This is a genomic window from Halomonas sp. NCCP-2165, assembly GCF_023708045.1.
Lineage (GTDB): Bacteria > Pseudomonadota > Gammaproteobacteria > Pseudomonadales > Halomonadaceae > Bisbaumannia > Bisbaumannia pacifica.
Genome location: NZ_BRCY01000009.1, coordinates 80784 through 94848, shown reverse-complemented (window position 1 = coordinate 94848; position 14065 = coordinate 80784). Strand labels below are relative to the sequence as shown.

At 69.2% G+C, this 14065-nt stretch carries 9 protein-coding genes and 1 tRNA gene; 5 read left to right on the top strand and 5 right to left on the bottom strand.

The window, feature by feature from the left end:
• The first annotated feature begins 162 nt into the window (after positions 1–162).
• On the top strand, positions 163–2061 hold the full coding sequence (locus NFU04_RS06850) for an SLC13 family permease (RefSeq protein WP_251308765.1): 1899 nt from the start codon (positions 163–165) through the stop codon (positions 2059–2061).
• A 58-nt stretch (positions 2062–2119) separates the two neighbouring features.
• Here the strand turns inward: NFU04_RS06850 and NFU04_RS06845 are convergent, their stop codons facing one another.
• The 4 genes from NFU04_RS06845 to betI all read right to left on the bottom strand — a co-directional run bounded on the left by NFU04_RS06845 (position 2120) and on the right by betI (position 8785).
• Positions 2120–4570, bottom strand: a complete 2451-nt coding sequence (locus tag NFU04_RS06845) for an acyl-CoA dehydrogenase (protein ID WP_251308764.1) — start codon at positions 4568–4570, stop codon at positions 2120–2122.
• A gap of 306 nt (positions 4571–4876) precedes the next feature.
• Positions 4877–6574 carry a choline dehydrogenase gene (gene betA / locus NFU04_RS06840; RefSeq protein ID WP_251308763.1) on the bottom strand — a complete coding sequence of 566 codons (1698 nt, stop codon included), beginning with the start codon at positions 6572–6574 and terminating at the stop codon, positions 4877–4879.
• A gap of 90 nt (positions 6575–6664) precedes the next feature.
• Positions 6665–8134, bottom strand: a complete 1470-nt coding sequence (gene betB / locus NFU04_RS06835; RefSeq protein ID WP_251308762.1) for a betaine-aldehyde dehydrogenase — start codon at positions 8132–8134, stop codon at positions 6665–6667.
• A gap of 51 nt (positions 8135–8185) precedes the next feature.
• Positions 8186–8785, bottom strand: a complete 600-nt coding sequence (betI, locus tag NFU04_RS06830) for a transcriptional regulator BetI (protein WP_186809956.1) — start codon at positions 8783–8785, stop codon at positions 8186–8188.
• A gap of 179 nt (positions 8786–8964) precedes the next feature.
• Here betI and NFU04_RS06825 point away from each other — a divergent pair.
• Positions 8965–9041: transfer RNA gene (locus NFU04_RS06825), tRNA-Met, on the top strand.
• A 63-nt stretch (positions 9042–9104) separates the two neighbouring features.
• Here the strand turns inward: NFU04_RS06825 and NFU04_RS06820 are convergent.
• Positions 9105–9572, bottom strand: a complete 468-nt coding sequence (locus tag NFU04_RS06820; RefSeq protein ID WP_251308761.1) for a DUF721 domain-containing protein — start codon at positions 9570–9572, stop codon at positions 9105–9107.
• Between the two features lie 63 nt (positions 9573–9635).
• On the opposite strand from NFU04_RS06820, the gene NFU04_RS06815 reads away from it, so the two are divergent.
• From NFU04_RS06815 to argJ, 3 genes are all read left to right on the top strand, one after another.
• Entirely contained in the window at positions 9636–9974 is a 339-nt protein-coding gene (locus NFU04_RS06815) for a hypothetical protein (RefSeq protein ID WP_251308760.1), read from the top strand.
• A gap of 63 nt (positions 9975–10037) precedes the next feature.
• The gene (gene secA / locus NFU04_RS06810; RefSeq protein ID WP_251308759.1) at positions 10038–12776 is read left to right on the top strand and encodes a preprotein translocase subunit SecA; all 2739 of its coding nucleotides are present in this window, start codon (positions 10038–10040) and stop codon (positions 12774–12776) included.
• Between the two features lie 33 nt (positions 12777–12809).
• Positions 12810–14039 carry a bifunctional glutamate N-acetyltransferase/amino-acid acetyltransferase ArgJ gene (argJ, locus tag NFU04_RS06805; RefSeq protein ID WP_251308758.1) on the top strand — a complete coding sequence of 410 codons (1230 nt, stop codon included), beginning with the start codon at positions 12810–12812 and terminating at the stop codon, positions 14037–14039.
• Positions 14040–14065 lie beyond the last annotated feature (26 nt).

Genomic DNA, 14065 nt, shown 5'->3' with positions numbered 1-14065 from the left:
CGGTGGTGATTCTATAGCGATAGGTTCCCGGCGCGCAGGGGGAGAGGCGACAACGAGCCGTTGCGAAAGGCGCAACGGTCGGGGGGAGCGTTGGCGTAACCGGCTGGCGGCGCTGGATGAAAGCCTGCCATGCTGGACCTTTGACGACAGGGAGGCGTGGCCGTGTCCGATGCCGTGCTGATCTATGGGGTACTGGGGCTGACCCTGGCGGGTTTCGTCTGGGGGCGCTTCCGCTATGACCTGGTGGCGCTGATGGCGCTGCTGGGGTCGGTGCTCCTGGGGCTGGTGCCCAGTGAGGCGGCCTTCCTCGGCTTCGGTCACCCGGCGGTGATCACGGTGGCGGCGGTGCTGGTGCTGAGCAAGGGCTTCGAGCGCTCGGGGCTGGTGGATATCATCGCCGAGCAGGCGTTGCGGGTCGGCGAACGCCTGCTCCTGCAGCTGCTGGTGCTGACCGGCACCGTGCTGTTGCTCTCGGCGGTGATGAACAACGTGGGCGCCCTGGCGCTGATGCTGCCGGTGGCCATGCGCCTGGCCCGGGCCCATGACACCTCGCCTTCGCTGCTGCTGATGCCGCTGGCCTTCGGCTCCTTGCTGGGGGGGCTGATGACGCTGATCGGCACGCCCCCCAATATCATCGTCGCCAGCTACCGGGGCACGCTGACCGGGGAAAACTTCGGCCTGTTCGACTTCACCCCGGTGGGCGTGGCGGTAGCCCTGGCTGGGCTCGTCTTTATCGTCTTGTTGGGCTGGCGCCTGACGCCCCAACGCCAGGGGCAGGCCAGCGCCGACGAGCTCTTCGATACCGCCAACTACCTGGTGGAGCTGCGCCTGACCGAGGAGGCCAAGGCCTGCGGCTGGACCCTCAGCGAGTTGCAGCAGGAGCTCGATGAGCCGGTGCCGGTGATCGGGGTGATCCGCGACGACAAGCGTCGTCCCGGCCACGCCTTCCTGGGCGCCCTGCGTGCCGGCGATATCCTGCTGGTGGAGGGGGGCCCCGAGGAGATCAAGCTGCTGGAAGACAGGGCCGGGCTGCGCCTGGGCGCCGAGCCGGAAGCCGTGGCAGAGGAAGAAGACGCCGGGGACGAGACGGCCGAGCCTCGGGAGAGGGCGGCAGGCGACGCGGATAGGCAGAAGCGCGAGGGCGCGGAGAAGAGAAAGGAAGAGGAGGAAGAAAAGGAGGAGACGCCCCGGGCCCCCTCCACCGAGGGGCTGCAACTGGTGGAGGCGGTGGTGCGCAACGACTCCATGATGGTCAACCGCACCGTCAGCCAACTGCGCCTGCATCATCAGCATGGCCTGCATCTGGTGGCGGTGGCCCGGGACGGGGCGCGCCTCAAGAAGCGCCTGCGGGAGGTGCGCTTTCGCTCCGGCGATGTGCTGCTGCTGCAGGGCGACGAGGCGGGCCTGGCCGAGGCCCTGGGTACCCTGGGCTGCCTGCCCCTGGCCAGCCGCAACCTGACACTGGGCCAGCCGCGGCTGCTGCTGGTGTCGCTGGGCATCTTCGCCCTGGCCATCGCCGCCATGCTGCTGGACCTGTTGCCGGCGGCGGTGGCCCTGTCTGCCGCGGCGCTGCTCTCGCTGCTGGTGGGGGTCTTGCCGCTGCGCGATGCCTACCAGGCCGTGGATGGCCCGGTGATCGTGCTGCTCGGCGCCATGATTCCGGTGGGCCAGGCGCTGGAGACCAGCGGCGGAGCGGCGCTGATCGCCGAGACCCTGCTGACCCTGGGGGCCGACTGGCCGGTGGTGGTGACCCTGGTGGGGCTCTTCGCGCTCTCCATGCTGCTCTCCAACGTGATCAACAACGCCGCCGCGGCGCTGCTGATGGCGCCCATCGCCGCGAGCCTCGCCGAGGGCTTCGACGCCTCGGTGGATCCCTTCCTGATGGTAGTGGCGGTGAGCGCCTCCTGTGCCTTCCTGACGCCGATCGGCCACCAGTCCAATACCCTGGTGATGGGGCCCGGGGGCTACCGCTTCGGCGACTACTGGCGCCTGGGCCTGCCGCTCTCGCTGCTGGTGCTGGTGGTGGCGATTCCGATGATCCTGTGGGTCTGGCCGCTGTAGCGCCGGCACAAAAAACGCCCCGGCCGAGGGCCGGGGCGAAGGGGTACTTCGGGGGCGGTCAGGCGGCGTTGTGCCAGATCACCTTGTCCTGCTGCTGGGCGAAGGCCTCGAAGGGGAAGTCATCCACCGTCAGCATCTCCAGCACCTCGGCCTCGAAGCGGGCCATGAAGGTGGCCTCCTCCGCGTCGATTAGGCCGGCCTCCCGGGCGGCGGCGATGCGCTGCTCCGGGTGCAGGGCGGTGGCTGGCAGCTCGCCCTTGGCGTAGGCCTTGTTGAGCTTGCGGTAGAGCGGCTCGGCGCGGTCGTACTCGGCCAGCAGGGCGTTGTAGCGGGCCAGGGGGTTGTCCCGCTGGCCGTCGCCCTGTTCGTCCCAGGTGTGGGCCAGCATCTGGCGGCGCAGGGCGCTGTCCCGGGAGATCGCCTGGGCGATGGTGCGGGCCAGGTCGTCGTGGGGCCGCTTGAAGCGCTTGCCCCGGGGCATCACGATCAGCCGCAGGGTGCGACCCAGGGCGCGATTCGGCAGGTTGTCGAAGAGCTCGTCGAAGGCCTGCTCGGCGCGGTTCAGCAGATACTGGCAGCTGTAGTGGAGCAGGGCGGCCTCGCCCTCGACCCGGTCGCCCTCCTGCCAGGACTTGAGCACCATGGAGGCGAGGTAGAGGTTGGAGAGCACGTCACCGAGGCGCGCCGAGAGCATCTCGCGCTGCTTGAGGCTGGCGCCGAGGCTGGCCATGGCGGCATCGGCACACAGGCTGAAGCCGGCGGAGAGGCGCGCCACTTCCTGGGCATAGCGCTTGGCCTCGCCGTCGAAGGGCACCGCCGGCTTGCCGAGGCCGAAGGCCTGGGTGAAGGCGCGGGCGGCGTTGCCGAAGATCAGGCCGGCGTGGCCGAAGAAGGCCGTGTCGAAGGCGTTCAGGTCGTCGGCGTCCTTGGCGGCCAGCTCCTCCAGCACATAGGGGTGGCAGCGGATCGCCCCCTGACCGAAGATCATCAGGTTGCGGGTCATGATATTGGCGCCTTCCACGGTGATCGCCACCGGGTTGGCGCTGTAGCCGATGCCCAGGTAGTTGCGCGGCCCGAGGGTCACCGCCTTGCCGCCGTGGATATCCATGGCGTCGCCGAGGATCTGGCGCTGGAACTCGGTGAGCTGGCTCTTGAGGATCGCCGAGGGTACCGCCGGCTTCTCGCCGGCGTCGATGGTGTTGGCGGTCTGCAGCACCGCCGCCTGGGCGATATAGGAGAGGGCCGCCATGCGTGCCAGGGGCTCCTGGATGCCCTCCATCTCGGCCACCGGGACATTGAACTGGCGACGCACCCGGGCGAAGCCGCCGCTCCAGCCCAGGGCGTAGCGGGAGGTGCCCGTGGCCCCGGAGGGCAGGGTGATGCAGCGGCCCACCGAGAGGCACTCCACCAGCATGCGCCAGCCCTGACCGGCCATCTCCGGCCCGCCGATAATGGTGTCCAGGGGTACGAAGACGTCCTTGCCCTTGATCGGCCCGTTCATAAAGGGGCTGCCGATGGGGTGGTGACGGCGGCCGATCTCCATGCCGGCGGTGTCCCGGGGGATCAGCGCGCAGGTGATGCCCAGGTCCTCCTCGCCGCCGAGCAGGCGCTCCGGATCGAACATGCGGAAGGCCAGGCCCACCACGGTGGCGATGGGCGCCAGGGTGATCCAGCGCTTCTCGAAGTTGAGGCGCAGGCCCAGCACTTCCTCGCCGTCCACCAACTGCTTGCAGACGATGCCGGTGTCGGGCAGGGAGGTGGCGTCCGAGCCTGCCCGCGGGCCGGTGAGGCCGAAGCAGGGGATCTCCCGGCCATCGGCGAGTCGCGGCAGGTAGTGGTCCTTCTGCTGCTGGGTGCCGTACTTGAGCAGCAGTTCCCCGGGGCCGAGGGAGTTGGGCACGCCCACGGTGACCATCAGGGTCTCGTTGATCGAGAGCTTCTGCAGCACCAGGGACTGGGCCTTGGCGGAGAAGCCCAGGCCGCCGTACTCCTTGGGAATGATCATGCCGAAGAAGCGCTCCTGCTTCAGGTAGTCCCACAGCGCCTGGGGCAGGTCGGCGCGCTCGCGGGTGATCTCCCAGGCGTTGGTCATGCCGGCGGCGACGCTGCACTGCTGGTCGAGGAAGGCCTGCTCCTCGGCGCTGATGCCCTCGTTGCGGCGCGCCAGCAGGGCGGACCAGTCGGGCTTGCCGGAGAACAGCTCGCCATCCCAGGCCACGGTGCCCGCCTCCAGGGCGGTGCGCTCGGTCTCGGAGACCTTGGGGGAGACCTTCTTGAACAGGGCGAAGAGCCGCGGGCTGAGCCAGCGGCGGCGCAGCGCCGGCAGGCCCGCCAGCGCCACCCCGGCGGCGCCGATCAACAGCAGGCCCCCCAGCACCGGGCTACCCAGGGCCAGGGCGACCAGGCCCACCACGGCGAGCACCGCCAGGGCGGGCAGGGCGCCGGCTTCGCGGCGCATCACCGCGACCAGGCCCCCCAGGGCGAGCAGGATCAGGATCAGTTGGGTCATCACAGACCTCCCTATGCGGTTCGGACGGCAAGAGTTTCGAACAGTTGTTTGAATTTCTCAAGCCTAGTCGATTTCCCGCCGGGCCGCCAGGGGGCGCGAGCCATAAAAAACCCCGCCGGGCGGGGCGGGGTGGAAGGGCTGAGGAGACTGGCCTCAGCGATGGGCTTCTTCGAGGAAAACACTGCACAAATATCTGCGCGGGCAAATCGCTGCGTTACGCGCTGCTCGAAATCCTCACCTAGTACTGCATAGGCTCCGGTTTCTGCGCTGCGGGCGCCTTGCGCTTCACTCCGCTCGATGATTCGTTCAGCGCTTTCCTAAGCGGCGCTGGGGTTGCTGCTGGGCCGGGGCGCCCTTGGCTACGTAGTAGGGGGCGTCGCTCCGGGGCAGCGGGTCGCGGCCGCGGATCTTGTCGGCGATCTTCTCCGCCAGCATGATCGTCGGGGCGTTGAGGTTGCCGGTGGGAATCACCGGGAACAGCGAGGCGTCCACCACCCGCAGCCCTTCCAGGCCATGGACCTGGCCGGCGCCGTTGACCACGGCGTCGTCCCCCTCGCCCATGCGGCAGCTGCCGCAGGGGTGGTAGGCGGTCTCGGCATGCTCGCGGACGAAGGCGTCCAGCTCGGCGTCGCTCTGGACGTCCGGGCCCGGGGAGATCTCCCGGCCCCGGTAGGGGTCCATGGCCGGTTGGGCGATGATCTCGCGGGTCAGGCGAATGGCGTCGCGGAATTCCTGCCAGTCCTTCTCGGTGGACATGTAGTTGAAGAGAATGCTCGGCGCCGCCTTGGGATCCCGGGAGGTGAGGCGCACCCGGCCGCGGCTCTCGGAGCGCATGGAGCCCACATGGGCCTGGAAGCCGTGGGCCTGGACGGCGCTCTTGCCGTTGTAGCTGATGGCGATGGGCAGGAAGTGGTACTGCAGGTTGGGCCACTCCTCGGCGTCATCGGTGCGGATAAAGCCCGCCGCCTCGAACTGGTTGCTGGCGCCGATGCCGCGACCCAGCAACAGCCATTCGGCGCCGATCTTCGGCTGGTTGTACCACTTCAGCGCCGGATAGAGGGAGATCGGCTGTTTGCACTCGTACTGGATATACATCTCCAGGTGATCCTGGAGGTGGGCGCCGACGTTGTCGTTGACCCGCACCGGGGGGATGCCGAACTCGTCGAGGAGTGCCTGGGGACCCACCCCGGAGCGCTGCAGGATCTGCGGCGAGGCGATGGCGCCGGCGCACAGCAGCACCTCGCGGCGCACCCGTACCCGCCGGGTCTGGCCCTTGCGCTCGTAGCGCACGCCCACGGCGCGCTTGCCCTCGAATTCGACGATATCGGTGGTGGCCCGGGTCTCGATGGTCAGGTTGGGACGCTGCTTGGCGGTGTCCAGGTAGCCCCGGGCGGTGGAGGCGCGGCGTCCCTTAGGGGTGACGAAGCGGTCCATGGGGCCGAAGCCCTCCTGCTGGTAGCCGTTGACGTCTTCGGTGGCCGGGTAGCCGGCCTGGACCCCGGCCTCGATAAAGGCGTGGTAGAGGGGGTTGTTGCCGTCCTTGGGGGTGGTCACGCTGACCGGGCCATCGCCGCCGTGATAGTCGTTGGGGCCGATATCGCGGGTCTCCGCCTTGCGGAAGTAGGGCAGGCAGTCGGCGTAGGCCCAGTCCTCGAGGCCCGGGCGCTTGGCCCAGTAGTCGTAGTCCAGGGCGTTGCCGCGGATATAGCACATGCCGTTGATCAGCGAGGAGCCGCCCAGGCCCTTGCCGCGGCCGCACTCCATGCGCCGACCGTCCATATGCGGCTCCGGGTCGGTCTCGAAGGCCCAGTTGTAGCGCTGGCCCTGCAGCGGGTAGGCCAGCGCCGCCGGCATCTGGGTACGGAAGTCGAAGCGGTGGTCGGGGCCGCCGGCCTCCAGCAGCAGCACCTGGACCTCGGGGTCCTCGGTGAGGCGGGTGGCCAGGACGTTGCCGGCGGAGCCGGCGCCGATAATGACGTAATCGAATTCGCGGATCTGGGACACGGGGTTCTCCCAAGAAGAAGACGGGGACAGGGCAGGATGGGGAGCGATAGGCCCCCGGCGCCGGGCATGACGCGGGCCGGGGGCGGGGCCTTAGAAGACCGATTCGAAGGCGCCCATCTCCACCTGCACCGACTTGGTCTGGGTGTAGTGGGCGAGGGTCTCGATGCCGTTCTCGCGACCCACCCCGGATTGCTTGTAGCCGCCCACCGGCATCTCGGCGGGGGACTCGCCCCAGGTGTTGATCCAGCAGATGCCGGCCTCCAGGCGATGAATGGCGCCGTGGGCGCGATTCAGGCTCTCGGTGAAGACGCCGGCGGCCAGGCCATAATGGGTGTCGTTGGCGCGGCGGATCACCTCGTCCTCGTCGTCGAAGGCGAGGATCGCCATCACCGGGCCGAAGATCTCCTCGCGGACGATGCGCATCTCGTCGCGGCAGTCGGTGAACACCGTGGGCGCCGCCCAGGCGCCCCGGCCGAAGTCACCGCTGTCCCAGGGCTCGCCGCCGGCCAGCAGGCGGGCGCCTTCGTCCTTGCCCAGGGCGATATAGGAGAGCACCTTCTGCTGGTGCTCGAAGCTCACCAGGGGCCCGAAGTTGACCTCGGGGTCGCGGGGGTCGCCGGCCTTGATGCGCGCCACGCGCTCGGCGACCTTGGCCTCGAAGGCGTCCTTGACGCGGCGGTCGACGAAGACCCGGGTGCCGTTGGTGCAGATCTGACCGCTGGAGTAGAAGTTGGCCATCATGGCGGCATCGGCGGCGCGATCCAGGTCGGCGTCATGGAAGACGATCAGCGGCGACTTGCCGCCCAGCTCCATGGTCACGTCCTTGAGGGTCGAGCCCCCGGCGGCGGCCATCACCTTCTTGCCGGTGCCCACCTCGCCGGTGAAGGAGACCTTGGCGATGCCGGCGTGCTCGGTGAGCAAGGCGCCCACCCGGCCGTCGCCCTGGATGACATTGAAGACCCCGTCCGGCAGGCCCGCCTCGGTGAGGATCTCGGCCAGCTTGATGGCGCTCAGCGGGGTCACCTCGCTGGGCTTGAAGACCACGGCATTGCCGGCGGCCAGGGCCGGGGCGGCCTTCCAGCAGGCGATCTGGATGGGGTAGTTCCAGGCGCCGATGGCGCCGATCACCCCCAGCGGCTCGCGACGGGTGTAGACGAAGGAGGCGTCGCGCAGGGGAATCTGCGCGCCTTCGATGGCCGGGGCCAGGCCGGCGTAATATTCGAGGACGTCGGCGCCGGTGACGATATCCACCGCGGCGGTCTCGCTGATCGGCTTGCCGGTGTTGAGGGTCTCGAGCAGGGCCAGCTCGTCATTGCGCGCTCGCAAGAGCGCCACGGCGCGCTGCAGGATGCGCCCACGCTCCATGCCGGTCATGGCGGCCCACACCCGCTGGCCGGCCTGGGCGGCGGCCACGGCGCGATCCACGTCGTCGGCGGAGGCCTGCTGCACGCGGGCCAGCTCGCTGCCATCGTAGGGATTGACGGCGGCGAAGGTCTCGCCGGAGGTGGCGTCGACGGCCCGGCCGTCGATATAGAGCTGCTGAGTCGGAAGCGCGGTCATGGGGGAGCTCCTGAGAACGGGTAGTGCGAAGGTTCGTGATGCCTCGCGGCGTCAGGCGAGGGCGGGCTCGCGGGCCAGCTGTTGGTCAAGGTAGTCGTAGGCCAGGCGGCGGGCCTGGGCCACGTCCAGCCCCTCCGGGGCCAGGGCACCGCGCAGCCAGAGGCCGTCGATCATGGCGGCCAGGCCCTGGGCGGCGCGGCGCGCCTCGTCCCGGGGCAGGCAGCGGCGGAACTGGTGGCAGAGGTTGGAGTAGAGGCGCCGGTCGTTGACCGACTGCAGGCGTTGCAGCGCCGGCTGGTGCATGCTGCTGGCCCAGAACGCCAGCCAGGTCTTGGCCACCGGGCCGCTGACCTGGCTGCGATCGAAGTTGCCGTCGATGATCGCCTCGAGGTGGGCCCGGGGCTCCGCCTGGCCCAGGGCGGCGCGGCGGGTGGCCACGGCCTCGCCCAGGTCATGGAGGATCTGGCGCATGGTGGCCTCGAGCAGGCCATCCTTGCCGCCGAAGTAGTGGCTGATGATACCGGCGGAGACGCCGGCGCGACGGGCGATGCGGATCACCGTGGCGTCGGCCAGCCCCGCCTCGTCGATGGCCTCCATGGTGGCCTGGATCAACTGGCGGCGGCGAATGGGTTCCATTCCGACCTTGGGCATCGGGCATCTCCTCGTGCGGGGACGGTGGGCCGTCCGGGTGTTCGATGGCGATACATTCAGTATGGGATATTTTTATTGAACGTTCAATTAATAAAAACGACGCGCAGGGGGCTTGCCAGCGACGGTCGAGCTGGGCATAATGCGCCTCCGTTGCCGACGCCAAGCGTCGCAACCCCCGTGGCTACGTAGCTCAGCTGGTTAGAGCACATCACTCATAATGATGGGGTCCCCTGTTCGAATCAGGGCGTAGCCACCAGCGAATTCTCTCGATGCCCAGTCGGCTTGCCGACTGGGCATCGTTGCGTTTGAGGGCGTCGATTCAGTCGTCGGCCGGCTGGGCGCCATGGGAGGCGAGACGCTCCAGGGCGCCGCGCAATCGCGGGTCGTCGATCTCTCGGGCGCAGCTGGCCAGCTCGGCGGCGGCCCCGGCGGGCAGGTGGCGCTCCTGGCGGGGCAGTGGCTTGGGGGGGCGCACCGGGCGCACCTTGAGGTCGAGGCGCTGCAGGGCGGCGAATTCCGGCAGGCCGCGCAACAGGGTCAGCAGTCGCGGTTGCTCGTAGCGCAGCCGGGTCAGCCAGGCGGCGCTATCGGTGATCAGGGTGAGTCGGCCGTCCCGGTAGCCGCCCACATAGAGGTGCTCGCGCAGCTCTTCCGGCAACGCCTCGCGCAGGGTGGTCTGGGCCCGCTCCAGCAGCGAGGCCATGCGCATCAGGCCACCCAGCTCACCGCGACCGCCCAGCAGGCGGGTGACGGGCTGGGCGCGGAAACGCTTAACCTTTATACTCATGGGCTTTCTCGCGGCGGCCGTTGCGTGTCGCCAATCTAGCATGTCCGGGAGCCTGTCGACAGCATGACCCAGCCCTGTGCCTCTCCCTCTCTCGGCGCCTCGCGCCGGCGTTCGCGCTGGTGGCTGGCCGGCCTGCTGGTGGGCTGCCTGCTGCCGGTGGGGCTGGTGGCCGCCGACGGCGGCCGCCTGATGGTGCGGGTGGTGCAGGTCTGCTGGCTGGCGCCGGCGGCGATTCGCGCCGAGAGCCGCCGCCAGGCCCGGCGGGCGCGCTGGCAGCCGCCTCGGCGCCCCGGCCTGCTGGTGCGGCGTGCCCGACCGCGGCCGTCGTCTCCCCCGCGGCGCTGGATCGCCGCCCTCGATGTCCTTTCCCGCCGCGGCCCGCCGGTCGGCGTCCTCCCCTGAAGGACGCGGCGCCTCGGCGCCACTCATGATTCTCTGCCGCGGCAGACACAGGACATCATCGCAATGCTCAATACCCTGCTTCGTAAGGTGGTCGGCTCCAAGAACGACCGCGTCGTCAAGCGCCTGCAAAAGGATGTGGCGCAGATCAATGCCCTCGAGGCGCGCTTCGAGGCGCTCTCCGACGAGGAGCTCCAGGCCCAGACCCCGGCCCTGCGCGAGCGCCTGGAGGGCGGCGAGAGCCTCGAGGCCCTGCTGCCGGAGGCCTTCGCCACGGTGCGCGAGGCCGGCAAGCGCATCATGGGCATGCGCCATTTCGACGTGCAGATGATCGGCGGCATGGTACTGCACCAGGGGCGCATCGCCGAGATGAAGACCGGCGAGGGCAAGACCCTGGTGGCGACGCTGGCGGTCTACCTCAATGCCCTGCCCGGCGAGGGCGTGCATGTGGTCACCGTCAACGACTACCTGGCGCGCCGCGATGCCGACTGGATGCGCCCCCTCTACGAATTCCTCGGCCTCTCCGTGGGCACCGTCTACGCCGGCCAGACCCAGGAAGAGAAGCGCGCCGCCTACGCCGGCGACATCACCTACGGCACCAACAACGAATTCGGTTTCGACTACCTGCGCGACAACATGGCCTTCTCCCAGGAGGAGAAGGTTCAGCGTGGCCTGCATTACGCCATCGTCGACGAGGTGGACTCCATCCTGATCGACGAGGCGCGCACGCCGCTGATCATCTCCGGGCCGGTGGACGAGAATACCGACCTCTACAAGGTGGTGGACCGCCTCTCGACCCAACTGGTCAAGGGCGAGGTATCGGAGGACCCGGAGGCGCCGGTGGACGGCGACTTCACCCTCGACGAGAAGCAGAAGCAGGTCGAGCTGACCGAGGCCGGCCACAACAAGGTGGAGGAGCTGATGCGGGCCGAGGGCCTGCTCGGCGAGGATGACTCCCTCTACGCCGCCCAGAACCTCAACCTGCTGCACCATATGCACTCGGCGCTGCGCGCCCGCCACCTCTACCACCGCGACGTGGACTATATCGTCAAGGATGGCCAGGTGGTGATCGTCGACGAGCACACCGGCCGCACCATGCCCGGCCGGCGCTGGTCCGAGGGGCTGCACCAGGCGGTGGAAGCCAAGGAGGGGGTGACCATCCAGCGCGAGAGCCAGACGCTGGCCTCCACGACCTTCCAGAACTACTTCCGCCTCTATGACAAGCTGGCCGGCATGACCGGTACCGCCGATACCGAGGCCTTCGAGTTCCGCCAGATCTACGGCCTGGACGTGGTGGTGATTCCCACCAACAAGCCGCTGGCCCGCCGCGACCTCAATGACCTGGTCTATCTGACCGCCGAGGAGAAATTCGCGGCGATCATCGAGGACGTCAAGGCCGAGACCGAGGCGGGGCGCCCGGTGCTGGTGGGTACCGCCTCCATCGAGGCCTCCGAGTACCTGGCGCGGCTGATGAAACAGGCCGGCCTCGACTTCAACGTGCTCAACGCCAAGCAGCACCAGAGCGAGGCGGAGATCATCGCCCAGGCCGGGCGGCCCGGCGCCATCACCATCGCCACCAACATGGCCGGTCGCGGCACCGACATCATGCTGGGCGGCAACTGGGAGGCCGAGGCGGCCAAGCTGGAGAACCCCAGCGAGGCCCAGGTCGAGGCCCTCAAGGCCGAGTGGCAGCGGCGCCACGAGGCGGTGCTGGCCGCCGGCGGCCTGCACGTGGTCGGTTCCGAGCGCCACGAGTCGCGGCGCATCGACAACCAGCTGCGCGGCCGGGCCGGCCGTCAGGGCGACCCGGGCTCGACCCGCTTCTTCCTCTCCCTGGAGGACAACCTGATGCGCCTGTTCGGCTCCGAGCGGGTGCAGCGGCTGATGCAGGCCCTGGGCCTGGAGAAGGGCGAGGCGATCGAGCACAAGATGGTCTCCAATGCCGTGGAGCGGGCCCAGAAGAAGGTCGAGGGGCGCAACTTCGATATCCGCAAGCAGCTGCTCGAGTATGACGACGTGGCCAACGACCAGCGTCGGGTGATCTACGAGCAGCGCGACGAGATCCTCGCCGCCGAGGACGTCTCGGCGAATGTCACCGGCATCCGCGCCGAGATGCTCGACGAGGCGATCAGTTCGTTCGTGCCGCCCCAGAGCCTGCCCGAGCAGTGGGACCTGGCCGGCCTCCAGGAGCACCTCAAGAGCGAGTTCAACCTGGACGCGCCGGTGGTGCAGTGGGCCGAGGAGGATCAGCGCTTCCACGAGGAGCAGCTGCGCGAGCGCCTGCAGGAGATGCACCGCCAGGCCTACGAGGCCAAGGTGGAGACCGTCGGCGAGGCGCTGATGCGTCGCTTCGAGAAGCAGATCATGCTGCAGGTGCTCGATACCCGCTGGAAGGAGCACCTGCAATCCATGGATCACCTGCGCCGGGGCATCCACCTGCGCGGCTATGCCCAGAAGAACCCCAAGCAGGAGTACAAGCGCGAGTCCTTCGAGCTGTTCCAGAACCTCTTGACCAATATCAAGAACGACGTGACCCGCATCCTCAGCCATGTGCAGGTGCGCCGTCAGGAGGAGGTCGACGAGCTGGAGCGCCAGCGCCGCGAGGCCCTGGAGCGCGAGAAGGCCGCCGCCGCCAGCCGCCATGACGCGCCGAGTGCCGCGGTGGGCGAGGACGACGCGGCCGCCGCGGCGCCCGGCGTCGACGGGCGTCCGGTGCGTCGCGAGGGGCCCAAGGTGGGGCGCAACGACCCCTGCCCCTGTGGCTCCGGCAAGAAGTTCAAGCAGTGCTGCGGCAAGCTCAGCTGAGCGCCGCCAACCCGACGAGAGGAGAGAGCAACGATGGCAGTGGGTGAAGCGGTCTTTCCGGCCATGCCGGTGATCGAGGGGCTGCGCCTGGGCAGCGCCATGGCCGGCATCAAGAAGCCGAACCGCCGCGACCTGGTGGTGATCGAGATTCCCGAGGGCGCCACCGTGGCCGGCACCTTTACCCGCAATGCCTTCTGTGCGGCGCCGGTGCAGGTGGCCAAGCGCCACCTGGCGGCCTGCCATCGGGCCGGCGGGGCGCCGCGCTACCTGCTGGTCAACACCGGCAACGCCAATGCCGGCACCGGTGCCCAGGGGCTGGCGGATGCCGAGGCGAGCTGCAGTGAGCTGGCACGCCTGGCCGGGGTCGATGCCGAGGCGGTGCTGCCTTTCTCTACCGGGGTGATCGGCGAGCCGCTGCCCATGGAGCGCCTGCTCGGCGCCCTGCCGGCGGCGCTCGAGAGCCTCGACCCGGCGGCCTGGGAGGCCGCGGGCGAGGGCATCCTGACCACCGATACCCGCCCCAAGGGGGCGACCCGGTGCGTGGAGATCAATGGCGAGACGGTGACCATTGCCGGGATCAGCAAGGGCTCCGGCATGATCCAGCCCAATATGGCGACCATGCTGGGCTTCGTGGCCACCGACGCGGCCATCGCCACGCCGCTGCTGCAGGAGCTGCTGCGGGAGACCGTGGCCGACTCCTTCAACTGCATCACCGTGGACAGCGACACCTCCACCAATGACGCCTGCATGCTGGTCGCCACCGGTCGCGGTGCGACCCTCGAGGCCGGTGATACGGCGGCGTTGGCGGCCTTCCGCGAGGCGCTGCTGGCGGTGTTGGTTGAGCTGGCCCAGGCGATCATCCGCGACGGCGAGGGCGCCACCAAGTTCGTCACCCTGCGGGTCGAGGAGGCCGCCAGCCGCCGGGAGGCCCTGGACGTGGCCTTTACCGTGGCCCATTCGCCGCTGGTCAAGACCGCGCTTTACGCCTCGGACGCCAACTGGGGGCGCATCCTCGCCGCCGTGGGTCGGGCGCCGGTGGCCGACTTCGACGTCGACAAGGTGATCATCGACCTGGGCGAGGTGCGCCTGGTGGAGCAGGGCGGGCGTGCCGCCGGCTACACCGAGGCGGCCGGCAGCGCGGTGATGGCCGAAGAAGAGATCACGATTCGCATTCGCCTGGGGCGCGGCGAGGAGGCGGCCACGGTGTGGACCTCCGATCTGTCCCACGACTATGTCACGATCAACGCCGACTATCGTTCCTGAGTCGGCGTCCAGCATGATGGAAAGGT